Annotated in this window: 22 protein-coding genes and 2 tRNA genes; 19 read left to right on the forward strand and 5 right to left on the reverse strand. The window is 24.5% G+C overall.

The window, feature by feature from the left end; all coding sequences use genetic code 4:
• Positions 1-3: 3 nt before the first annotated feature.
• Entirely contained in the window at positions 4-150 is a 147-nt protein-coding gene (gene rpmH, locus T405_RS00720) for a 50S ribosomal protein L34 (RefSeq protein WP_036430102.1), read from the reverse strand.
• 129 nt (positions 151-279) lie between these two features.
• The gene (locus T405_RS00725; RefSeq protein WP_036430104.1) at positions 280-1416 is read right to left on the reverse strand and encodes a trigger factor-related chaperone; all 1137 of its coding nucleotides are present in this window, start codon (positions 1414-1416) and stop codon (positions 280-282) included.
• A gap of 65 nt (positions 1417-1481) precedes the next feature.
• Between T405_RS00725 and ligA the strand changes: the two genes are divergently transcribed.
• The 5 genes from ligA to T405_RS00745 all read left to right on the forward strand — a co-directional run bounded on the left by ligA (position 1482) and on the right by T405_RS00745 (position 6987).
• On the forward strand, positions 1482-3500 hold the full coding sequence (ligA, locus tag T405_RS00730) for an NAD-dependent DNA ligase LigA (protein ID WP_036430106.1): 2019 nt from the start codon (positions 1482-1484) through the stop codon (positions 3498-3500).
• Between the two features lie 127 nt (positions 3501-3627).
• Positions 3628-3801, forward strand: a complete 174-nt coding sequence (locus tag T405_RS04010; protein WP_258408950.1) for a hypothetical protein — start codon at positions 3628-3630, stop codon at positions 3799-3801.
• Positions 3802-3803: 2 nt separating this feature from the next.
• Positions 3804-5669: an HsdM family class I SAM-dependent methyltransferase gene (locus T405_RS00735; RefSeq protein WP_258408951.1), complete on the forward strand. Its 1866-nt coding sequence runs from the start codon at positions 3804-3806 to the stop codon at positions 5667-5669.
• An 8-nt stretch (positions 5670-5677) separates the two neighbouring features.
• Positions 5678-6784, forward strand: coding sequence for a restriction endonuclease subunit S (locus T405_RS00740; protein WP_036430108.1), 1107 nt, complete (start codon positions 5678-5680; stop codon positions 6782-6784).
• Positions 6785-6911: 127 nt separating this feature from the next.
• Positions 6912-6987, forward strand: a tRNA-His gene (locus T405_RS00745).
• Positions 6988-7045: 58 nt separating this feature from the next.
• Here T405_RS00745 and T405_RS00750 read toward each other — a convergent pair.
• Complete coding sequence (locus T405_RS00750; RefSeq protein WP_036430110.1) at positions 7046-7885, reverse strand: Cof-type HAD-IIB family hydrolase; 840 nt, start codon at positions 7883-7885, stop codon at positions 7046-7048.
• An 81-nt stretch (positions 7886-7966) separates the two neighbouring features.
• Here T405_RS00750 and T405_RS00755 point away from each other — a divergent pair, with 81 nt between their 5' ends.
• The 4 genes from T405_RS00755 to T405_RS00770 are packed head-to-tail and all read left to right on the forward strand — an operon-like array spanning position 7967 to position 10374.
• A complete protein-coding gene (locus T405_RS00755) occupies positions 7967-8434 on the forward strand; it encodes a hypothetical protein (protein WP_036430112.1) in 468 nt (155 codons plus the stop codon).
• Positions 8434-8973, forward strand: coding sequence for a DUF4231 domain-containing protein (locus T405_RS00760; RefSeq protein WP_036430114.1), 540 nt, complete (start codon positions 8434-8436; stop codon positions 8971-8973). Before T405_RS00755 ends, T405_RS00760 begins: the two co-directional genes overlap by 1 nt.
• Positions 8960-9349 carry a hypothetical protein gene (locus T405_RS00765; protein ID WP_036430117.1) on the forward strand — a complete coding sequence of 130 codons (390 nt, stop codon included), beginning with the start codon at positions 8960-8962 and terminating at the stop codon, positions 9347-9349. Before T405_RS00760 ends, T405_RS00765 begins: the two co-directional genes overlap by 14 nt.
• Positions 9349-10374, forward strand: a complete 1026-nt coding sequence (locus T405_RS00770; RefSeq protein ID WP_051619512.1) for a Cof-type HAD-IIB family hydrolase — start codon at positions 9349-9351, stop codon at positions 10372-10374. Before T405_RS00765 ends, T405_RS00770 begins: the two co-directional genes overlap by 1 nt.
• Positions 10375-10462: 88 nt before the next feature.
• On the opposite strand, the gene T405_RS00775 is transcribed toward T405_RS00770, so the two are convergent.
• Positions 10463-10553, reverse strand: a tRNA-Ser gene (locus T405_RS00775).
• A 225-nt stretch (positions 10554-10778) separates the two neighbouring features.
• Here T405_RS00775 and deoD point away from each other — a divergent pair.
• From deoD to deoC, 3 genes are read left to right on the forward strand one after another with little or no spacing between them, the layout of a single operon-like run.
• Complete coding sequence (gene deoD, locus T405_RS00780) at positions 10779-11486, forward strand: purine-nucleoside phosphorylase (RefSeq protein WP_036430119.1); 708 nt, start codon at positions 10779-10781, stop codon at positions 11484-11486.
• 1 nt (position 11487) lies between these two features.
• A complete protein-coding gene (locus T405_RS00785) occupies positions 11488-12783 on the forward strand; it encodes a pyrimidine-nucleoside phosphorylase (protein WP_036430121.1) in 1296 nt (431 codons plus the stop codon).
• A gap of 8 nt (positions 12784-12791) precedes the next feature.
• The gene (deoC, locus tag T405_RS00790) at positions 12792-13454 is read left to right on the forward strand and encodes a deoxyribose-phosphate aldolase (protein ID WP_036430123.1); all 663 of its coding nucleotides are present in this window, start codon (positions 12792-12794) and stop codon (positions 13452-13454) included.
• Positions 13455-13721: 267 nt separating this feature from the next.
• On the opposite strand, the gene T405_RS00800 is transcribed toward deoC, so the two are convergent.
• Positions 13722-13988 (reverse strand): hypothetical protein, encoded by a 267-nt coding sequence (locus T405_RS00800; protein ID WP_036430127.1) that lies wholly within the window; start codon positions 13986-13988, stop codon positions 13722-13724.
• Positions 13989-14363: 375 nt separating this feature from the next.
• On the opposite strand from T405_RS00800, the gene infC reads away from it, so the two are divergent.
• The 7 genes from infC to T405_RS03985 form a co-directional block, all read left to right on the forward strand.
• A complete protein-coding gene (infC, locus tag T405_RS00805) occupies positions 14364-14966 on the forward strand; it encodes a translation initiation factor IF-3 (protein WP_084271891.1) in 603 nt (200 codons plus the stop codon).
• 1 nt (position 14967) lies between these two features.
• Positions 14968-15156, forward strand: coding sequence for a 50S ribosomal protein L35 (gene rpmI / locus T405_RS00810; RefSeq protein WP_036430131.1), 189 nt, complete (start codon positions 14968-14970; stop codon positions 15154-15156).
• Positions 15157-15218: 62 nt separating this feature from the next.
• On the forward strand, positions 15219-15569 hold the full coding sequence (rplT, locus tag T405_RS00815) for a 50S ribosomal protein L20 (RefSeq protein ID WP_036430133.1): 351 nt from the start codon (positions 15219-15221) through the stop codon (positions 15567-15569).
• 59 nt (positions 15570-15628) lie between these two features.
• Positions 15629-18679: a hypothetical protein gene (locus T405_RS00820; protein ID WP_036430134.1), complete on the forward strand. Its 3051-nt coding sequence runs from the start codon at positions 15629-15631 to the stop codon at positions 18677-18679.
• 121 nt (positions 18680-18800) lie between these two features.
• A complete protein-coding gene (gene asnS / locus T405_RS00825; protein WP_036430136.1) occupies positions 18801-20159 on the forward strand; it encodes an asparagine--tRNA ligase in 1359 nt (452 codons plus the stop codon).
• Positions 20160-20209: 50 nt separating this feature from the next.
• Entirely contained in the window at positions 20210-23791 is a 3582-nt protein-coding gene (locus T405_RS00830) for a hypothetical protein (protein WP_036430138.1), read from the forward strand.
• 134 nt (positions 23792-23925) lie between these two features.
• Positions 23926-24893: restriction endonuclease subunit S (locus tag T405_RS03985; protein ID WP_036430140.1), on the forward strand; the 968-nt coding region annotated here is incomplete at its 3' end.

Genomic DNA, 24893 nt, shown 5'->3' on the forward strand with positions numbered 1-24893 from the left:
TAATTATTTATCTGAAACTGTTAATCTTTTTCTACCCTTAGCTCTTCTAGCTGCTAATACTTTTCTTCCGCTGATTGTTTTCATTCTTGCTCTAAAACCGTGAACTTTTGCATGTTTACGTTTATTAGGTTGATATGTACGTTTGCTCATTTTTCCTCCTTAATATAATAAATATTTTTATAATATAAACGTGCTATTATTATACAATAAAAAATATCATAAAAGAATGTAATTTTATAATCATAAATAAACTATAAAATTACATTCTTTTATCTTGTTTTAAATCTTGTAAACTAAGTTTTCTTTAACAGATTCATATAAATTTTTATCTAATTTATTTAAATAAATTGCACCTATTTTTTGAAATAAAATTCCGTCTGCTATTCTCTTTATATTAATTTGTTTATGTTGGTGAATAGGCAAGTTTGCTTTTATTTTTTGTTCTTCTCTTTTGATTTCACTTGCATGAACCATTAAATCAAATTTTTTAGATATTGCATTTAATCATAAATATTCAGTTAAAGAATCTAACACAACAGTTCTTGGATCGCCTTGAAAATTGTTATCAAAAGCAAATCCTTCAATGTCACTTGTAATTAAATCTTCAGGAAATTCAAAAGGTAATTTTTGTTCATAAAGTTGTTTAATTATTCCATAACCATAATTAAAAATTTCATTAGATAAAATATCTTCTTTTACAGTTTTTTCTATATAAACTTTGAGAGAATTTATGTCTGTTATTTCTTGAATACCTAATTTATGAACGTTTTCATCTGTTAGTTTTTCTTTTTTTAAGTATGAGACTTCTAAAATTGTTACATCAATGATAAAATCATCATTTGCTTTGAATTCAAACTTATCATTAACTTTTTTGTTTAATAATAATTTCTCTACAGTGTGATTTTCTGTTTCTTGAGCTATTAATTCAAATTGTTCTTTTCTTTGAGTTTTAATATCAAAAAATTCACACTTAACAATATCACCAGTTTGAATTGTTTGTTCTGTTTTAATTTCTTTAAATCTATTTTCTTCTATGTATTGTTTTATAAAATCATTTATTTTTTCTTGATTTAAATCAGGATTGAACTTTCTCTGAGGTTCAAAATCAAAATTAATTTGATTTAAATAATCATAATTAACAAAATAAGTTTTTAAATCAAAACTTAATTCAGCAACAGATGAATTAATATTTTCAGGTATCCCCATAAAAAATATTTTCTCACTTGATTTATCTGAAACCTGATTATGAAATAGTATTTGTTTTTCTTGAGCAATTAATCCATTTTTTGCAAAATCTAAAATACTTTGTTGTGTTATTTTTATGTTTTTGTTTTCTTGTAAAAATTTAAGTGCATCATTTTGAATTTTTATTCATTCTTTTCCAGAAAACTTATAATTTGTAATAATAAATTCCATAATTATCCTTTGTTTTAATTTTACTATAAATTAGTATAGCAATGTATATTTTGTATAATTAAAATATGTCTGATTCAAAGAATATAAAAAATAAAATTAAAGAACTAGTAGAGCAATTAAATAGGTGAGATTGAGAATATTATATGCTAAATGAACCGAGTGTTTCAGATGAAGTGTATGATAATTTTTATAGAGAATTAGAAGTTCTAGAACAACAGTTTCCTGATTTAATTATGTCTAATTCTCCTACACAAAATATAGGACAATGAAATAATAATAAATTTGCAAAATTTAAACATAAAAAACTTATGCTATCTTTAAATAAAGCATTTTCTAAGGAAGATTTATTTAAATTTTTAAATGAGACAAAAGAGAATTTAAAAATCAATAATCTCTCTTTTAGTTTAGAACCTAAAATCGATGGTTTATCGATTTCATTACATTATCAAAACGGAAGATTAATTAAAGCAATTACTAGAGGTAACGGTGTTCAAGGAGATGATGTAACTAAAAATGTTTTCCAAATATCAGAACTACCGAAAGAAATTCCATTTTTAAAAGATATTGAAATTCGTGGTGAAGTTTATTTATCAAAATCACAATTTGAAAAAATAAATAAGCAATTATTAAAAAACAATCAAAAAACTTTTTCAAATCCAAGAAATGCTGCTTCTGGAACACTTAAATTATTAAATCCAGAAACAGTTAAAGAAAGAGATCTCTCAATTCTTTTGTATGATATTGTTAATGCTTCTGAATTAGGTTTTGTATCTCAAGAAGAATTATTGAATACATTAAAATCTTGAAATATTCCTACTAATAGTTACATAAAAAACATATCTGATTTTAATCAGATATGAGATTATGTAATTGCATTTAAAGAATTAAAAAATTCTTTTGATTATGATTGTGATGGTTTTGTAATCAAAGTTAACAATTTAAAATACTGAGATGAATTAGGTCAAACGTCCAAATTTCCAAAATATGCCATAGCTTTTAAATATGAAACAGAAGAAAAAGTGGGATTAATAAAAAAAATAACCGCAACAGTAGGAAGAACCGGTAAAATAACTTATTTAGCCCATTTTAACGAAAGTTTAGAATTAAATCAGACAATGGTTTCTAATGCAACGCTTCATAATTATGAATTTATTAATGAAATGAAAATAAATGAAGGTGATGAAGTTTTAGTTATTAAGTCAGGCGAAATAATTCCAAAAGTAATTGGTTTAGTTAAAAAGAATACAGATACAATTTTTAGAAAACTAGAGAAATGTCCGTCTTGTTCTTTTGAATTATTAACCAAAGAAGGTTTTGTAGACCAATTTTGTGTCAATGAAAATTGTAATGAAAAAAGAATTAGATCTCTTATTCATTTTTGTTCTAACCAAGCATTAAATATTGAAACACTAGGCAGTGAAATTATTAGAACATTTTATGAAAAAGGTTTTTTAACTGATATTATTTCGATTTATAAATTATCAGATTATAAAGAACAAATAGTGCAACTAAATAGTTTTGGTAGTTCTAGAAAAAATAAAAACACAGATTTTAAAAAATATAATAATATAATCAATTCTATTAATCAGTCTAAAAAAACAACTGTTGATACATTATTATTTGCTATAGGAATACCTAATATTGGAAAAAATGTAGCAAAACTTATATCTCAAAAAATGAATAAAATTTCTGATTTATTAACATTAGATTTAGATACATTATTAGAAATCAATACAATAGGAAATATTATTATTTCAAGTATTAAAAATTTTATAAGTTTTCCTGAAAACATTAATTTAATTAAAAAATTAGATGAAATTATAGAATATCAAGAAAATCAAGAGAAAGTTTCAAATACTTTAGAAAACTTAACATTTGTTATTACTGGTACATTATCTGAAAGTAGAGATTATTTTAAAAATATAATTGAACAAAATGGTGGAAAAGTAACAAATACCATTTCAAAAAATACCAATTATTTATTAGTTGGTGAAAACCCAGGTTCTAAAATAGAAAAAGCAAATAAATTAAATATCAAAATAATAAATGAATCAGAATTTAATTCTATGTTGTCTAACAAATAACAAAAATTTTACATTTACTTTTATTAGATTTTATTTCATCCATTTTGGATGATTTTATTAAACTATTTAAATAGTTTAATAAAGCTATAATATTTAATTATAATATACTCAAAATTAAGGAGAAATAATGAAAAATATTCAATCTGTTGAACCAATGATAGCTGATTTAGGAAATGGTTGACTAAAAGACCTTGGTTTAGATTATAAATTAGAACAAGAAAAACTTAATGATGAAATAGATAAAGCATTAAATGAGTATAAGTCTAAAGGGGGGGGAATGGAGGTAACCGACCAGATGTAAAGTTGTTTGTCAGAGATAAACATAATATTCTTTATCCAGTATTAATTGAATACAAGGGTTATAAAGATAAGTTAGTTAAATTAGATTCAGATAATAAAGTTGAAAATAAAACAAAAACTAATGAAAATAACTATAATAATATTAAGAATTATGCAGTAAACGGTGCAGTTCATTATGCAAATGCAATTTTACATTATACTAGTTATAAAAACGTTATTGCAATAGGAATGACAGGTTATAAAGACAAGTTAGGTCAATTAAAACATCAAATGTCAGTTTATTATGTATCAAATGAAAATCTTGGTTATGGGAAAAAAATCGGAGAATATTCAGATTTTTCTTTTATGAAAAAAGAAAACTTTGATCATTTTATTTTCGAAGTCCAAAAAACTAAATTGACAAAAGAAGAATGAGAAAAACTACAAAATCAAAGAGAAAAAGAAATAACTGCAAGTTTAACCAAATTAAATAATGAAATTTATGCAAATGAAAATGGTTTATCAGAAACAGATAGAATTTATTTAGTATCTGCATCTATAATTGCAACACTAGGCATAGAAGGAAAAGTTGTTCCATTAGAAAAGTCTGATTTAATATCTTCTACTGAAGAAGGGAATACAGATGGTGAAATAATTATTCGAAAAATTGAAGCATTTTTAAAACAAAAATCACTTCCTCAAAAGAAAACAGATTTGATTATTAGAACATTAAAAAATACATTACTTTCTGAAAATATTAATAAAACAGTAAATGGTGAAAGTCAATTAAAAAGAATTTTTAATAAAATATATGATGATTTAGGACAATATTATAAACAAGGTTTATCAATTGATTTTACAGGTAAATTATTTAATGAAATGTATTCATGACTTGGTTTTAGTCAAGACAAACTGAATGATGTTGTTCTAACACCATCATATGTTGCAACATTGATGGTTAAATTAGCAAGAATTAATAAAGATAGTTATGTGTGAGATTTTGCAACTGGAAGTGCCGGTTTATTAGTTGCAGCAATGAATGAAATGATTTTAGACGCAAAAGAAAAGATAAAAGATTCTCCAGAAAAATTACAACAAAAAATTAATTCCATTCGTGCTGAACAACTACTAGGTTTAGAATTATTACCTAATGTTTATATGTTAGCGATTTTAAATATGATTTTAATGGGTGATGGAAGTTCTAATATTTTAAATATGGACTCACTATTAGATTTTGATGGAAAATATGGTTTTAGTCAAACTGACAAAGATTTCCCTGCTACTGCATTTTTATTAAATCCTCCATATTCTCAAGAAGGAAATGGAATGATATTCGTAAAAAGAGCATTGAATATGCAAAAATCAGGTTATGCATCAATTATTATTCAGAGTTCAGCTGGGTCTGGAAAAGCAAAAGATATAAACAAAGAAATTTTAAAAAAACATACATTATTAGCAAGTATTAAAATGCCAGTTGATATATTTATAGGTAAATCTTCTGTTCAAACATACATTTATGTTTTTAAAGTAAATGAACCTCATCATAAAGATGAAATGGTTAAGTTTATTGATTTTACAAATGATGGATATCAAAGAACCAATAGAAGAAAATCTACAAATAATTTAAAAGATATTGATAATGCTTCTTTAAGATATCAAGAGATAGCAGACTTAGTTCGTTTTGGAAAAACAAAATTAAATTTATTTTCAGAAAATGAATATTTCGAAGGAAAAATAGATCCAACAAATGGTGCAGACTGAAATCAATCTAAACCAATTAATACTATTCCAACTTTTGGAGACTTTCAAAAAACAGTTGTAGATTATTTAAATTGAGAAATTACTAATTTATTAAAGAATAAAGACTTAGATGAAATGATAAAAAAGTAAATTCCTCATTGAATTATGAATTAAAAGATATTCAATGAGGAGAATATAGGATTGGTGATTTATTTGAAAAAATAAAAACAAATAATATTTATAAAAATGTAGAACCTGGTGATTTGCCCGCTACAACTGCATTGTTAACTAATAATCAAATAGGAAGATATGTAAATAGAAAAAATGCAACTATATTAAAAAATGTTTTTAGTGCTACTGCAAATGGAACAGGAAGAGCATTTTATCAACCATATGATTTTACTGTTTTACAAGATAGTTATGCATTTAGGTTTAAAGATAAAAAAATTAATATAAAAAATATTCATCCATTTATTGTCTGTGTTTTAAATACTGTATATGCAAAATATGACTGAGGAAACAAATCGGGTTGAGAAAAAGTAAAAAATGATTTTATTAAACTCCCAACAAAAAATAATCAAATAGATTTTGATTTTATGGAAAAGTATATTTCTTTGATTAAACAAGAATCTTTAAATAAATTAAAAGAGTATTTAAACAAACAAACAAACAATAATTATTCATTATCTACATTAGAACAAGAAGCAATAAATAAATTTAAAGATATTCAATGAGGAGAATATAGGATTGGTGATTTGTTTGAAATATATTCTACAAGCAGTCTTAACAAAGATTCATTAAAGGATGGTATAGAATTTGATTATGTTACTAGAACTTCAATAAACCAAGGTATATTATCTTTTACAGGTTTTATAGATAATGAACATTTAAATGAGCAAAAAACATGAAGTTTAGGACTTTTGCAATTAGATTTCTTTTATAGAAAAAGACCCTGGTATGCAGGTCAATTTGTAAGAAAGATAAAACCAAAGAGTTTTTTAGATAAAAATTTGAATAGTATAAATTTCTTATTTTTTAATGTAATGCTAAATAACTTAAAACAAAAATTAAAAAATATTCTTGTCAGGGATATAGATAAAACTTTTAAAGACTCATTTATTTCACTTCCAACAAAAAACAACCAAATAGATTTCAATTTTATAGAAAACTTTATTAATGCTATAAAAAAACTAATATTAAAAAATATTTATATCCGAATACAAAGTCAAATAAACAGTAATAACTACAAATTATTAAATATCTAATTTTTTATCTTATGAAGATTATATTAACTAACATATCATCAATTTTATTTGATGATATTTTTAATTATTAGTAAATAATATTTATAAAAAAAATATTTTTGATATAATAAATGCAATTCATTATATGGCGGTCGTGGTGAAGCGGTTAACACAGCGGGTTGTGGTCCCGTCATGCGCGGGTTCGAATCCCGTCGACCGCCCCATAGAATTTTTATAATTTATATATATAAAAACTCCGAATTTAATTACGGAGTTTTTATTTTATTTCTTAATTTTACCTTGAGAAATTGCTCTTTTTAATTCAAAATCACTTCTATATAAATAATCATCAATAGCTTCTGCTAAACCATTTTGTTCTACAGTAGAAGTAAAGTATTTAGCAAATTTCCTTGAATATGAATCAGTGTTTTCCATAGCATATGAATAACCTGCGATTTCAAACATTGAAATATCATTTTGACTATCACCGATACTCATTACATTTTCAATACTTGTATTTAAAATGTTTTCACACAATCATTTTACTCCTGAACCTTTTGAAATTCCTGTTTTTGTTATTTCAATGTGTGAATCTAATAAAACTATATTAAGATCTATATTTCTTTGGATAGCTTTATCATAAAATTCTTTCATTTTTTCTTTTGTTCCATAAGTTTCAATTTTATGTAAATCATTTGGAATTATTCCTGTTTCAATTCATTCTTTGTATTCACAAAAATTAGTAATAAATTCTTTAAATTCTTTTGCGGGATTTTTTAAATAATATTGATGTGTACCAAAATAATAAAGTCCAATACCAACTTCATCAGCTAAATCTCAAATTTTTTGTGCTTCTGTTAATGGTATATATTCTATATTTAATATTTCTTTAGTTTCATTATCAAAAATAAGTGCACCATTAGAACAAATAATATATCTACCATCAAGTGAAGCTGCTAATTTTTGTATTTTTTGATATGGTCCATTACCAGTATTAATTACAAATTCAACTCCTTTTGATACTACTTCTTTAACTTTATTTTGATTAATTTCAGATAATTCTTTACTTGGAAAAGGATAGATGGTTCCATCCACATCACTAAATATTGCTAATTTTTTCATGTTTTTATTATATCAATATAATAGTTATTTAACCTTTTTAAATGGAATAATTTTTATATTTTAATGTAAAATAAATATACTATGAATTTAATCCTAGAAAAATTACAAAAAAAGAAAGAAAGAGATAAGAAGACATTAAAACTATATTCTATTTTGGATGCAATAATATCTACTATTGTGTCTTTTTTATCTATTGCTTCGATTTCTACAGCTATTTATGTTTTAGTTATTTTAGTTCAATTAAGTAATAAAAATCCAGATGTTTTAACTTCTGTATCATTTGTGCTTTTGTTAGTTCTAGTAATCTTTATTTTATTATCATTTATATTAACTATTGTTTTATCAATTATGAAACATAATGATAAAACAGTTAAATATAAAAGAATTTTAAATACTATTAAATATTTAGAAATTAAGCATAATTCTAATTTGATAACAGACAAAGATTTAGATACTATTATTGATACATTATGAGAAAAAGGAACAAAAAAACAAAAATTAGCAATATCAGAAATAATTAAATCAGAACTAAAAAAAGGAGCAAAATAATGAAAAGAAATCATTTAAAGCCAATTCAGTTATATGAAAAAATAGTAAAGCAAACTAGAATTAAAAAATGAGTTTATGGTGTATTTTATTATTTATTAAATTCTGTTTCAATATTTACTGCTTTATATATTAGTTATATAGCTTTACAGTTTTTAGCAGGAAATAATAAAAACTTTCCTGGTGGAGCAAATGCTTATCCAGGGAATAATCCTTATTTTAGTCCATTTTTTAATGATAGTACTAATTATATTTTACTAACAACCATAATTAACTCTGCAGTGGGTTTGATTTCTGGAGTTATTTCATTTTTTGTAATTAATACAAGATTTCTATTTTATAAAAGAAAATACAATATTTTAGTTTTTGAAAAAACTATTTATATGTCAAAACTATATATTTATAATGGAACTCATGAACAAAATCAGTTTATGTTATATAAAAGAGCATTGCAAATTTTAGAAACAGATAGATACAAATCAAGTGTTTTATTAAATGTTAATGTAGATTTAAATAAAGGAGAAAATAATGAAAAAAAATAATATGAAAGAAAAAGCTTTACATATAAAAATTCAATTATCAAAAAAAATGATTTATAAAAAATTCATTATATATCGTTTAACATTTATTTTGTTGAGTATTTTGTCTATATTCATTTCTTCATCAATAGTTGTTTTAAACTTATATTCAATTAGATGAAATGATTTTCCAAAACAAACAATGGCATTTTTCTTTGCAATGTCTTTAATAGCATCAATTTCTACATTCTTTATTTCGTTTCAATCCTTTTTAAATATTACTAATAGAAAGTATATTTTAAAAGAAAATATTGCAAAAAATGACGAAATTACATCAATATTAAAAGATAAAACAGAACTAAGTCAAGAGGAAATAGATAATATTATGGAGTTATTTTAATGTTTAGAAGATTTTATTGCCCTGAATATTTTATAAATAAAACTAATCATATTAAATTAGACAATAATCCTTCTTGAAAAAATGATTATATAAACAAAATAATTGTTTTATATGATGACAATCAGGAAGCTATAGTTAATGTTTTAGATATTCAAAAAACACAATCGTATGTTTTTTTAAGAATTAAAGAAATTTCATTTGATTTAGATTCAGTTGATAATTTTGTATTTGATTTAGACGGAACTTTATTAAATAAAAAATCAATGTTATCGAATGAACAATTACAATCACTAAACACATTGAAATCTTTAAATAAAAAAATCATTATTTCAACAGGTAGACCATGATTTACTGCAGAAAATATTATTAAAGATATACCAACAAATCTTCCGATAAGTTTTGCAAACGGTTCAATTATTAAACATAATAACGAAGTTATTAAATATTTTAATATACATCAAGAAACCGGAATTAATTTATATAAAAAATTAGTTGAATGAGAATATGATTTTTTAGTTTATACTCCAGATAAAATATATGGTTATAATACAAATAAAACAGATTTTTTTATAAATAAAAAATATCCAGAAAGAATAGGAATTGAAAATTATGCTGAAGGGAATTTTTCTTTAGAAATAAATAATTGAATATTCTGTAAATTTTTAGTAATCAGAAGAAGTAATGATGAAACAAAATGAAATGAATTATTAAAGTATATAAAAAAACAATCTCAATTATATGGAGTTATATCAGAAGAACCTTATTTAGATGTTATGGGGATTAATGCATCAAAGGGTAATTCATTAACTTGATTATCTAAAGAATATAATTTAGATTTAAATAGAACAATTTGTTTTGGTGATGCTGATAATGATGAAACAATGTTTAATGTAGCTAAATTTTCAGGACTAACATCAAATTGTTTTGAAAGTGTTAAGAATAAAGCTATTTTTAATCTAGGAGATAATGATACAAACTGATTAAATGATTTTATAAAAAAATATAACAAAAAAGATCAAATTTAATTTTGATCTTTTTTTATAAGGTATTTGAAATTATAAAATGAAAAAAATATAAAGTATAAAAATGAGGGGATATAAAAGTATAAAAAAATGGCGGAACAGAGAGGATTTGAACCTCCGCGGGAATTGCTTCCCCTACAGTCTTAGCAGGACCGCCTCTTCAGCCTCTTGAGTACTGTTCCATTTAGTGCTAAATAATTATAACACAGAAATTTTTATATTAATAAAATATAAAAATATAATTAAAAAAGCATAATAATGGAAAAATATGGAAATAATTATTTTATTTCTAATTTTTTTAAAGATTTATAAGCAAAAAAATACACATAAATTTATTAAGTGTTAGAATTAAGACGATTATTACAAATAATAAAAATTTATTAATATTTAAATTCGGAGGATTATAAATGAAAACACCACATATATCAGCAAGAAAAGAAGATATTGCTAAAACAGTAATAATGCCAGGAGATCCATTAAGAGCCAAATATATAGCCGAAACCTTTTTAGATCCAGGTTATATTCAAGTAAATGAAGTAAGAAACATGTTTATGTTTACTGGAACATATAAAGGAAAACCTGTAACAATTGCAGGAAGCGGAATGGGATGTCCATCAATAGGAATTTATTCATACGAATTATTCAAATTTTATGATGTTGATAGAATCATAAGAATTGGTTCAGCAGGTTCATATGTAAAAGACTTAGGACTATATGAAGTTGTTCTAGCATCTGAAGCTTTTGCAGATAGTGATGCTTTTAGAAGAATAGCATTAGGAAAAACAGGTAATATTTCATTACCATCAAGCAATTTAAACAAAGAAATTAAAGAAATTGCTCAAAAATTAGGAACAAAATTACATGAAGGAAGAGTTCATTCATCAGATGTATTTTATTCAGTAGTTCCTTTAGAACAAAGAATTAAAGATACTCAATCAATTTGTGTTGAAATGGAATCATATGCTTTATTTACTAATGCAGAAGCAACTGGGAAAGAAGCAGCATGTTTATTAACAATAAGTGATAATTTAATAACTAAAGAAGAAACATCATCTGCAGAACGTCAAACAGCATTTACTAAAATGATGGAGATTGCTTTAAATTTAGCAAAATAATATGCGTGTAGTTGATATTATTGATAAAAAAAGATTAAATCAAGAATTAACTGAAGAAGAAATTAGATTTCTTATTAATAGTTATGTGGATGGTTCAACACCTGATTATCAAATGAGTGCTTTTTTAATGGCGGTTTTATTTAATTCTATGACCTCAAGAGAAATAGCATTAATGACAAAATATATGATGTATTCAGGTGAAGTTATGGATTTATCTGCTATCCCAGGAATTAAAGTTGATAAGCATTCAACCGGGGGTGTAGGTGATAAAACTACACTAGCTGTAGCTCCAATTGTAGCAGCATGTGGAGCTCCTGTTGCAAAAATGAGTGGTAGAGGACTTGGACATACAGGAGGGACTATAGATAAACTTGAATCTATACCAGGTTTTAATGTTGAAGTAAGTTATCAAGATTTTATAAAACAAGTAACAGAACACAAAATAGCAGTTATTGGACAAAGTTCAAAATTAGTTCCAGCAGATAAAAAATTATATGCTTTAAGAGATGTAACAGGAACCGTTCAATCTATACCATTAATTGCTTCATCTATAATGTCTAAAAAATTAGCAACTGGTTCAGATGCAATTTTATTAGATGTTAAATGTGGAAATGGTGCTTTTATGAAAGAAATTGAAAGTGCTAGAAACCTTGCAAGAACAATGATTAATATAGGTAAAGAATTAAATGTTGATGTTCGCGCAGAAATAACAAATATGAACCGTCCAATAGGATGTGAAATTGGTAATAAAAATGAAGTTCTTGAAGCAATTAGAACACTACAAGGTAAAGGACCAAAAGATTTTAATGAACTAGTTTATTCATCTTGTGCAACTATTTTAGAACAAGCAAAAATAGTTAAAAATCATAATGAAGCAATTCAAAAAATTGATGAAGTTATTAAAAACGGAAAAGCACTTGATAAATTCTATGAATTTGTTCAAGCACAAGGCGGTGATGTTCAAGCACTTAAAAACCCAAGTTTTTGAAACCCTAAATATAAATTAGAAGTGCAATCAGATAAATTGGGATATGTTGAAATCTTTGATAGTTTAACTTTCGGAATTGTAGCAATGAAATTAGGTGCTGGAAGAAAAACAAAAGAAGATTCAATTGATTTTGAAGCAGGAATTACAATTAACAAAAAAACAAATGAAAAAGTTGAAAAAGGTGATGTGTTATTTACACTTTATTCATCAAGTAAAATTGATTTAAGTATTATTCAAGAATTAAAAAATGGATATCGTATAAATCAAGAGCAAGTAGAAAACCAAGTAATTTTAGACAGAATGAAATAGGAGATAAAATGAATTACAATAAAATGATTGATCATACATATTTAAAACCAGAAGCAACAGAAAAAGAATTAAACAAATTAATTGATGAAGCAAAAAAATATGACTTTAAAACAGTTTGTGTAAATTCTTCATGAGTTAAATATGTTTCAGAAAAATTAAAAGGTTCTTCAGTAGGGATAACAAGTGTAGTTGGTTTCCCACTTGGTTCAATGATTACACAATCAAAAGCTCACGAAGCCAAACTAGCTATAGATCATGGAGCTGATGAAATTGATATGGTTATTAATATCGGACGTTTCAAACAAGGTGATTATGAATACGTATTAAATGATATTAAAAAAGTTAAGGAAGCGTGTGGAACACACATATTAAAAGTTATTATTGAAACTGCTTTATTAACTGAAGAAGAAATTAAAAAAGCAACTGAAATTGTAATGAAATCAGGTGCTGAATTTATTAAAACATCAACTGGATTTAGTTTCCGTGGTGCAAACTTAAGAGATGTTGAATTAATGAAAAGTGTTTGCGGAGACTCTTTATTAATTAAAGCAGCAGGCGGAATTTCAAATATGGATGACTTAATTAAAATGTATCAAGCAGGTGCAACCAGATTTGGAACAAGTCGTTCAGTTGCAATTGTAGAAGGTAAAGATTCTAAAGGCGGATATTAATCCTTATACATAGTAAACAAAAATAACAAAAAGACGAATAACACTATAAAACAGTGAAATTCGTCTTTTTTTATGAATTAAGTAAGAAACAAATAAAATTATATTGTTTCCATTTGTGGTTCGTTTCTTTGTTCAATATTTTTTAATTTAACTAAAATAAGAATTAAAGATATTAATGTGAAAATAGGGAAGAAAAACCCTACTACTAAAAATATAAAATACAATTCTAATTCTTCTTCCTTGTAAATATTTTTAATTATAATAATATTAATGACTAAATTTGCTATACCCACAAAAAAATACAAGTGCACCAAGAATTGCAATAGGAATTGATAAACTAGTAATAGATAGAGAAGGATCAGAAGTATTTCTATCAACTCTATCAAGTAATGAATTATCATCATTATAATAGTTTGTTTCTGCACTTAAAATTGATAGTATTAATATTACTAAAAATCCTATTAAAATAACTTGCATTGCTATATTTAAACCAAGACTTCATCAAGTGAGTTTTCTAACTTTTTTTATATTCATTTTAACCTCATTTAATATATATATATATATATATAATAAATAATATCATTAATTGTCTGAAAATTAAAGGATTTTATTTTTAAATAATTTCTAAAAAAAGTATTTATTTAATTTAACAAAATTATTTTTTTTTTTTTTAAAAAGTACTTTTATTCCTAATTTATAAGATTAAAAGTTTTGTATATTTACACACAAATATTTTAGTATTTGATAAAATTAAAAAGCAATAAATTTATTTAATTGCAGAAAGTAGAAATCACTTCTCACCTGATGGACATATCCTTGGGTTTAGCTACAATTAAATGTATCATACTTCTGATACCTTTTTTAGTAGGAGAGCGGTCAAGCTTTTTAATTATTTAAGGAGTTATTATTATTCAAGACAAAAGAAAAAAACCAACTTCAGAACATTATGTTAATAATGATATACCTTATCCAAAACTATTTGTTTTAGGTAGTGATGGACAAAAGGTAGGAGTATTAACTAAGTCTGAAGCATTAGAATTAGCTAAAAATGAAAAAATGGATCTAGTTTTAATTAGTGTAGATCCAAAACCTATTGCACGTATATTAGATTACGGTAAGTTTAAATATGACCGTAAAAAGAAACAAAAAGAAAATAAGGAAAAACAAACAACAATCCAAAATCGTGAAATTCGTTTAACACCAATGATTGGTGAAAATGATTTACTAACAAAAAGTAAAAAGGCACGTGAATTTCTTTTAAAAGGAGACCGTATTAAGGTTTCAGTAAAATTAAGAGGACGTGAAATAGGTCGTAAAGATCTTGGTGAAAATGTTTTAAACAAGTTTTTTACTCAAGTAGAAAATATAGCAGATAAAACAACAGAACCAAAATTAGTTAATGAACGTTTCTTAGACATGAATCTCCAACCAAATAAAATAAAAATCGCCAAATACTTAAAAGAAAAGAATCAAGGAAATAACCAAACCGAAGATTCACAAGAAGGAGAATAAAATGCCAAAGATGAAAACAAAAAGTGCGTTAAAAAAACGTATTAAAATCACAGGAACTGGTAAAGTTATGAGAGAACAAGCATATCGTTCTCACTTAGCTCAAAATAAATCAACAAAACAAAAACGTCAATCTCGTAAATCTGCTCTAATGTCAAAAAGTGATCTTAAAAGATTTAAAGCATTGATTTAATCTTGTTAAATTAATTTTTCATACAAGATTCATATAAATATATGTAAGAAAGGAAAATAAATATGGCAAGAGTTAAAGGTGGAACAGTTACAAGAGCAAGACGTAAAAAATGATTAAAATTAGCAAAAGGATACTTTGGTCACAAATCAATAGGTTATAAAGTTGCAAAACAAGCAGTTATTAAATCATGAACATATGCATTTAGAGACCGTAAACAAGTTAAAAGAAATTTCCGTAAATTATGAATTGCACGTATTAACGCTGCAACAAGAGCTCAAGGAATGAGTTATTCAAGATTTATCAATGGTCTTAAAAAAGCAAATGTTACAATTAACCGTAAAATGCTTTCAGAGTTAGCAATTAATGAACCAAAAACTTTTGATATGTTAATTAAATTATCAAAAGAAGTTTAATAAAATAAACATAAATAGCAACTCGTTTGCTATTTTTTCATAAATTAAGAAGGTTAGATATGAAAAACAAAAATAAAATATTATATACAATACTGTTAAACTCTTCTCTGGTCTCTTTTACTTTTTCAATAAGTTGTAAACAACCAGAAAATAAAATAGATAATCTAGAATTTAGTAATTTAACATCGATATTAAAAGAAAATCAAGTTATTATAAAATTTACAACTCAAAATTCTGAAATTAAATTTAATCAAGGTATTATTCATTTAAAAGAAATAGAAACTAATAATCTAATTCAATTAAATATAAAAACACATAATAAAATAGATGAATATATTTTATTAATTGATAATGTAAATATAAAAGAAAATCAAACTTATGAACTAGAAAAAATTGAGTTGTTTAACGATGAAAACAAGAATAAAATTATAATTCTTGCAAAGAATGATACAACAACTACTTTTAATACAAAGAAAGAAACCAAAACAGAAGGACCTATTCAAGAACCAGGTTCACAACCTGAACCTAAACCAAATCCATCACCTGGAGTTAATACACAAACAAACCCTCAAGTTGATAAACCCACAGATCAAAAGGAACCTGCACCTTCTGATGACCCTTCTATAAATCATCCAACAACAGAAGAATCTGAGTATAACTATGTAGTTAAAACATTATTACATAATGTTGATGATAATACAATTAATGTTGAGTTTGGCAAACCAATAAATTCTAATAATGATTTAGAATTTACATTATTTGTTTTAGAAAGCGATAATGTTCTTGAATATAAAATTAATAAAAACAATGATATAGAATTTAATAACATAAGTTTTAATTTAAACACTTTGAAAGAAAATTCACTTTATGAAGTGTTTAAATTAAGTGTCAATGGCCAAGACATACCAATTCAATCTCTTATCATTAATACAAAACAACCAGAAGCAAATAAACCTTCTTTATTAACATTAGATTACGAGTTAAATACTTCAGAAGTTCACAAAAATATTAAACTAAGTTTTAATACAGAAGTTAATCATTTTCTTCCAAATTCAGTTTATGAAGGAGTTTTAGTTCTAAATGATAAAGAAACTTCTGAAAAAACTTATGTTTTATTTAATTATCAAAAAAGCACAACACCTAATTTAAACAATATAGTTATTCCGCTTACAGATGAATATGATTCAGAAGATAGTGCATTAGATAATCCACAAGTTGAAATATTACTAAATAAACAATTTGAAGTTGATTCCATACATTTTAGAGAACAAGGAGCAAATGATTTTCTTGACTTTGCTTTAAATAAATCTAATAATGTTTCATTAATTTTAAATACAACAGACTCATCTGTAAAGTATTCAAACTTTATGTTTAGTGTTAATGGACAAAATATTGAAGGTTCATTTAATTTAACAGGTGAATTACAAAATCCAGAGGTAATAATTAACAATGATTTAGGTGGAGAGTTTAGATTAAATGTAACTAAAGAAACAAATGGAAGTTATAAATTTGTCATTGAGAATGCTAATTTGAATACTTCTTATTATTTACAAAAAATAGTAAGTAATGAACAAAGGATTTATCCAGAATCAAATATTGATACAACAAAATTAATCTTAAAACAAACAAGACCTGAATTTGATAAAGAAATATTAAATATCGATAATGAATCTATTAATAACGGATTTAGTCAATTGATTACATTAAATTATTTTGAATTATTAAAATACAATGTTCAACCAACTACTTTAGAACTAGAAGTTTCACAAAATCAAGAAATCATTTATTTAAAACATAAAGAAATTAATCAAGAAAATAAAACAATTACTTTTGTTTGAGATAATGAAAAACTTCTTAATTCATTTAATATAAATAAAATAATAAGTTATAGTCAAAGTTTTGAAATAGAAAAAAATATTAATACTGGGTTAACTTCAAACACGGGAACCATACCGAATGAAACTTTAAATAATTTATTAACTGAACAAAACTTTATTAACATAAATAAATGATGAATAAAATCTTATAAAGAGGAATTTCAAAAAAATCCACTTGTATTCTTATTTAAAAATTTAAAAACAGCAAATAATAATAGATTTAAATTAAATAACTTTGATTTCAATTTTGACAATTTAGACATTGATAAAAATAGTATTAACTATACAACTATTGACAATAATTCATTAAGAATTAATTTTAAATTTAAATCTAATGAAAATTTATCAAAAGAATATTCAATTATTGTTAATAATTTTTGACAAGAAAGTGATTTTTCTATAAAAAATCCAAATAATATTGATTTAACCAATATTATAACCTTAACAAATACAGGGAGATCAGCTACAATTAATCAAATTAATCAAGAATTTCAAGATTTTAAAGATACTGATGATCTAGATGCTTCACTCGGAGCAAAAACTTTATATAAAATTCCATTTAATAATACAAAATTAAGTCAATACTTTAATATTGATAATTCATTAAAATTATATGATACTACTAATCATGAGTTATATTTAGTATTATATGGTCAAACAGAAGGAAGTCCATCTAATCAAAAAACTACTCCTTTTAATGCTCTAAATATGATTCAATATAAAATACTTGCAAAATTCAATAAATCAGCAAGCAACGAAAGTATTTACAAAAATGCAATCTTAAATAATTGAATATCAGGATTTACATTAGAAAATAATTTATACAAAGAATTTATTAAATCAATGCCAGATACATTTAAAAACTTAGAAATTTTTAATAGATATTTTGGTTTTAAAGATAAGAATACTAATTTACAAGAATTAGTTGAAACTATTAATCAAACAAATGATTTTAAAGAAAAAACTAAACTTTTATTAGAAAAGACTAACTTAAGTAATTTCTTTAATCAAGTATTAGAAATAACTAAAAACAAATATAATCCACCAATTATAAATCAATCACAATTAATTAAGTTAAATAATGTATCAATTGATATGCAAGGACAAAATCAAATCTTAGTTGCTGATTTTGAAATAATTCCACTTACAAGTCAAATAATTGATAATAAATTAACTGTAAAACCAAATAATAACTTTGTAAGTGACCAATTTACAATCAGATTAATTAAATAATAATTGATTTTATATATAATTTTATTGTATTTTGAGTTGCTATTTAAGTTATTCACAAAATAAAAAAATAAATTATTTACTATAAACAGAACTCAAATTTCAAAATAACAAAGGAGTTATTATGCACACAATTAAAGAGTTTTTATTAAAACCAGTATTTTATGATACTTGAACAAATGTAGAAGTTAAAGGTTGAGTTGCTTCAAATAGAGGAAATAAGAAAATCAGATTTTTAGAAATAAATGATGGAAGTACTATTAAAAACTTACAAGTAGTTTTTAAAGGTGAAGAATTTGATTTTGAATTATTAGATTCATTAAAACCTGGTTCAGCAATTGCTATTTCAGGAACATTAAATGCTACACCTAATGCACCTCAACCTATTGAGATGAATGCTACCAAACTTCATTCATTTAGAAAATCAGATGATGATTATCCAATTCAAAATCAAGAAATTAAACTTGAAACATTAAGAGAAGTGCCTCATTTCAGACATAGAACAAATATTTTAAGAGCAGTTATGCTTATTCGTTCAACACTGGCTCAAGAAATTCATAAATATTTTATTTATAAAAATTTCTACTATATGAATAGTCCAATCATCACAAGCAATGACGGAGAAGGAGCAGGAGAAACATTTATAGTTAGTGATAAAAACACAAATGATCCTTTCTTTGGTGTTGGTAATAAATCAACTTTAGGTGTAACAGGACAATTACATGGGGAAAGTTATGCTAATGGGTTTAAAAATATCTATACTTTCGGTCCTACATTTAGAGCAGAAAGATCTAACACTAAGCGTCATTTAGCTGAATTTTGAATGATAGAACCAGAAATGGCATTTTATGACTTATTCCAAACCATTGAACTTTCACAAGATTTATTAAAAGTAGTAATAAGAAATACCATAGCACAACACCCATTTGAATTTGAATATTTAGACAAAATATCAAATAGCACATTATTAAACAGATTAAACTTATTTTTAGATTCATATCTAAAAATAATTGATTATAAAGATGCATTAAAAGAATTAGAAAAAGTTAAAGATAGCTTTGAAGAAAAAAACATTCACTTTGGATTAGATTTATCAAGTGAACATGAAAAATACTTAACTGATGTTTTATATAAATCACCAGTTGTAATTATTAACTTCCCCAAATCATTTAAAGCATTTTACATGCATCAAAATGATGATGGACAAACAGTTGCTGCATTTGATTTATTAGTTCCAGGAATCGGTGAATTAATAGGTGGAAGTCAAAGAGAAACTGATTACAATAAACTAGTTACCAGAATCAATGAACTAGGCATTAATCAAGAAGAATTACAATGATATTTAGACTTGCGTAGATTTGGACATATGCAATCAAGTGGTTTTGGTATAGGTTTTGAAAGATTAGTTATGTATGCAACAGGAATTGATAACATTCGTGATGTAATACCTTATCCAAGAACAAATGGAAACATCCGTATGTAACTAGCAGTGCTTAGCACTGCTTTTTTTTATATTTTAGTATAATAAAATTTATGAAAAACATTAATTTAAATGATTTAAAAGAAAAGGTAAACAAATTTTTAAAAGATAAAAAGAAAGTTAAATTAGCTTCAATTATTTTAGGTTCATCAATACTTGGAATTACCACTATAGCAGTTATTGCTTCAGTTGCAAGTAAATCTAATAAAGCAACCGAACCTGAACAACCAATTCAAGTAGAACCAAAACCAAAGGGTCCAACTCCAGAACAACCTGTTGATCCTAATCCAAGACCTACCCCTAATCCACAACCAGAACAGAAACCAGGTACAAATGATAAAAGAGAATCCTTATTAACTTTAAAAATATCTCAAGCTAGAGATTACTTACAAGAATTAAACAAACAAAGATATAAAGAATTAAAGACTTCTTTAAATCAAGGAATTGAATCTGCTCTTTTGACTGCATTAGAAATAGCACAAAATGTTAATAATTCGAACCAAGAAGAGTTAACAGAAAAATTAAATCAAGCAGTTAATGCTTTAGACACAATATTGAACAAAACCCAGCAAGACAAAGAAGAACTAGATAATTCATCTTTATTATTTAGTATTTCTCAGAATCCTAATTCAGTACAATATGAAAATAGAAATGATTTTAGATTAATTACATTTGAATTATCATCAACTCTACCACTAGATGATGTTAATGAAATTTCAGATTCAATTTTAGTTGAATATAATAATGCAGATCATAATTTACAATTACATTTAAAGGAATTTAAAGAAAATTCAAATAATCAAAGTATTTTAATGAGTTTTAGAGTTTTTGAAAATACAAATTATACAGTTAAAGGAATTTATTTATCTGATACAAATCAATTAAGAAATTTAGAATCAGCTCCTGTTAATGTAACTGAGATAAATGTTCCAAATCCTTTAACACCAGAAATTGATAATAATAAAAATACTGTAACACCTAATTTAGAAGATTTAGCAATATTAAGAAACAATTTATTTAATTCAAGAAGATTAAGTGAGCAAATACAAGAAAATGAACTTGTTAACTTACCGGAAAATAAAGAACTTTATTTATATTTAATTAATGGTGAAAAAATTAATAAATATTTACCTAATACAATTACATATAAAGAAAAACAATATTCTTTAGTTCCAAATCAAACATATACAGCTACTAATCAAAATACAACAAATGAGTCAAATAATAAAATAATTCAGAAAAATTTCACTGTGAATTATCAACTAGTTCAAAGTAATGAAAATCAAACAACAGATGCTATAAATAATAATTTAAATGTTACATTTAAAGTTTATTATATAAATTATGCTGCTGCTCCTGGAAATAATTTAACTAATACTAAATTATCAGTTGATAGAACTAAATCTAATAGTTCTGGAGAAACTAATTTATTAGATAGACTTATTGATGGAAATAAAGATAAAGCAGATGGTTCATATTGAAATAACTGAAATCAAAAAGAAAGAGATCAAAGCAATCAACTTTCTGAATTTGTTTTTAATGTTAATAATGATGAAAATGTTTTAATATCACAATTAAATATTTATATCAAAGCTGCAAATAGTTTAGGTGGTTTAGTTTTACCAGAAGAAATGAGAATTCAGGTTTCAGAGGATGGAGTGAATTTTAAAGATGTAAAACATCAAGATAAAATTAATTTTGCTGATTTTGGTAGTCATAATGGTACTGCTTTAAATTCTTCTGAATACACTTCATTAGATAATGATAATCAAGGCGTGAAATTAGTTACTATTCATTTTGAACCAAGTTTTGCTAAATTCATTAAATTTAAATGAGTTCCAAGAAGTTATGCAAGTGGTAATTTAAGACATTATCCAGTTCAATTCCCAGAGTTAGAATTTTATGATATTACAAACAAAGACATTGAAGTACTAAAAAATGAATTCATTTCATTTACTAATCAAAAAACTGAAATATTAAATAATTTAAAAACTAAAAATGAAGTTTTTGCTAGTTTTACTGATACAAATACAAAAAAATATTCTATAGTTATCTCAAAAGCTCAAGAATTAAAAAATCAAATACAAAATAGAGAATCAGAATTATTAAACTTACCTAACCATAGATTCAAGAATGAAATTGAATTATTAGAAGCAAAATTAAAAAAAGTTATTGAGGCATTTAATAAGGTAAAAGATCAAAATCCTAATAATGATCCTAAACAAGCACAAGGATTGTTAAAAACTAGAACTTTATTAAATGAAATAATAGAATATGGTAATACCAATCCATCAGTATATTATTCAAGAGAGTATTCTTTCAAATACAAAGAGTTTATTAAACTACTAGAAACAATTAATAATGATGCAAATGCAACATTAAATCAATTCCTTAATTTAGAATTTAAACTTAGAGATGAATTTGAGGAATTCAAAAAAGAATTACAAAATTCTATAATAAATGAATCAGTTGTTGTTATAAACGAAGAAACTCTTGAGATTGAAAATATATCAACTGAAGAATATGAATTAAGTTTTAATTTAGATATTTATAGAATTAAACCAGAAGAAAATAGAAGTATTAAATTAAATATCAATAACATACCTAATGGTGTTGTAGTTAATGAAATACCATTTAGTCAATGAAGTTCGGTAGAAGATGACCAAAACAACAATTTACCAAGAACTGTTAAATTAAAACTAAAAGTAACAGGAAAACCAGAAACTTTACAATCAGTTTCATTTAATAAAATCTTATTAGGTGATCACGAATTAATCAGAATGCCAAGACATGAATTCAAATTACAAAAACTAGAAAATTCAGTTAAAAAATTCAATAGATCCTATGATGTTAATTCAAAATCATACAGATTTGATTTTGAATTAAATAATGGTTTATCAATAGATTTAAACTTTAATTCTAAAGTTGCATTTAAATTAGAAAATAACATAGTTAAAGAATTTAAATTAACAAAAGTACAAGAAAATGATACTGTCAAGTACCAATTTATTGCACCCGCAGAACAAATAATCCCACAAGAAGGTCAAGAAATTCAACCTAATGCTTTATACTTAAAAGAATTAAGACTAAATACAAATGGAAAAGAAATTGACAATCTAGATTCTCTTCCTTTATTAAAAGTTCAAGATAATAGTGATTTAACTTTTAATAAAGAAAATCCATTATGACACTTAAAAGAAGTTAACTTAGAAATTTTTGATGCTTATATAGATTTATTTAAAGATGAAAATGAAAGTACAATTCAACGTCAAGCAAAACATCAAGCATTCATCAAAATCAAAAATCCAGAAAACTTAATTACATTCCCAAGAAATAACTTCCTTATTCAATTAAGAGGTGGAAATCAATTAACATTCCCAAATAACTCATTAGTATTTAATGATGAAAATGATGTTTTAGAATTTGCATCAAATGTAGAATTGAGTTTTGATAATTCTGATGATGAATTAAAACTACATATTTTAAAAATAGGATATGAACATCAAGGTGATAATAGTTTTGACATAGATATTCCTATTACAAAATTTAAACAAGATTCAGATATTAATGATGGTGTTAAATTAAGAAGAGCACCAAAAACAACAAACCACTTATTAGGAAGAAGTGAAATATAGAAAATAGAACAAATAGAATTTTGTTCTATTTTTGTTTATATCCTTAATTGAAATGAATTTTAAATTATTGAATTTCAATAAATAATATTAATTTGATAATTAAATTTAATATAATTTAAAAATTAAAGGTAATTATGAAAAAAAATTTAGTTCCAAGAGTTAGGTTTAAAGGGTTTGGTGAAGAATGAAGTGAGGAAAGAATAGAAAATTTATCTTCTTTCAGAAGGGGTTCTTTTCCACAACCTTATGGAAAAGAAGAATGATATAATGGTGTTAATTTGATGCCTTTTGTTCAAGTTTTTGATATAGGTGATGATTTGAAGTTAGAACCGAAAACAAAGCAAAAAATTAGTTTATCAGCACAACGGATGAGCGTTTTTGTTAAAAAAGGTTCAGTGTTAGTTTCATTACAAGGCACAATAGGGAGAACGGCGGTTTCGCAATATGATTCATACATAGATAGAACAATATTAGTTTTCGAAGGTTATAAAACTAAAATCAATAAAACTTTTTGAGCTCATATCATTAAAAAGAAATTTCAAATTGAATCAGATAATGCACCAGGAGCAATAATAAAAACTATAACAAAGGAAGTTTTATCTAATTTTCAATTACTTTTACCTAAATACAATGAACAACAAAAAATAGGAAAACTTTTAGAAAATATCGACAACCTAATAACTCTAGAAGAAATTAAACTCAATAAACTCAAACAACTCAAAGAAACTCTCTTACAAAAAATGTTCCCAGATGGTAATTCAAAAACACCTAAAATAAGATTTAGGGGGTTTCAGGGAGAGTGAGAAGAAGAGAAATTAGAAGAAATAGGACAAACATATACTGGTTTGTCGGGTAAAACAAAAAAAGATTTTGGTCATGGTAATTCAAGGTATATTACATATTTAAATATTTTTAATAACCCTATTGCTAATCTTAAAGGACTAGATAGAATCGAAGAAGACCGTAAGCAAAACAGTGTAAAGTATGGAGATATTTTTGTTACAACTTCTTCTGAAATACCAGAAGAAGTTGGAATTACATCGATTTGACCTTTTAAAGATAAGGAAAATATATATTTAAATTCATTTTGTTTTGGCATAAG

It is taken from the genome of Mycoplasmopsis felis ATCC 23391 (assembly GCF_000701865.1).
Classification (GTDB): Bacteria; Bacillota_I; Bacilli_A; order Mycoplasmatales; family Metamycoplasmataceae; genus Mycoplasmopsis; species Mycoplasmopsis felis.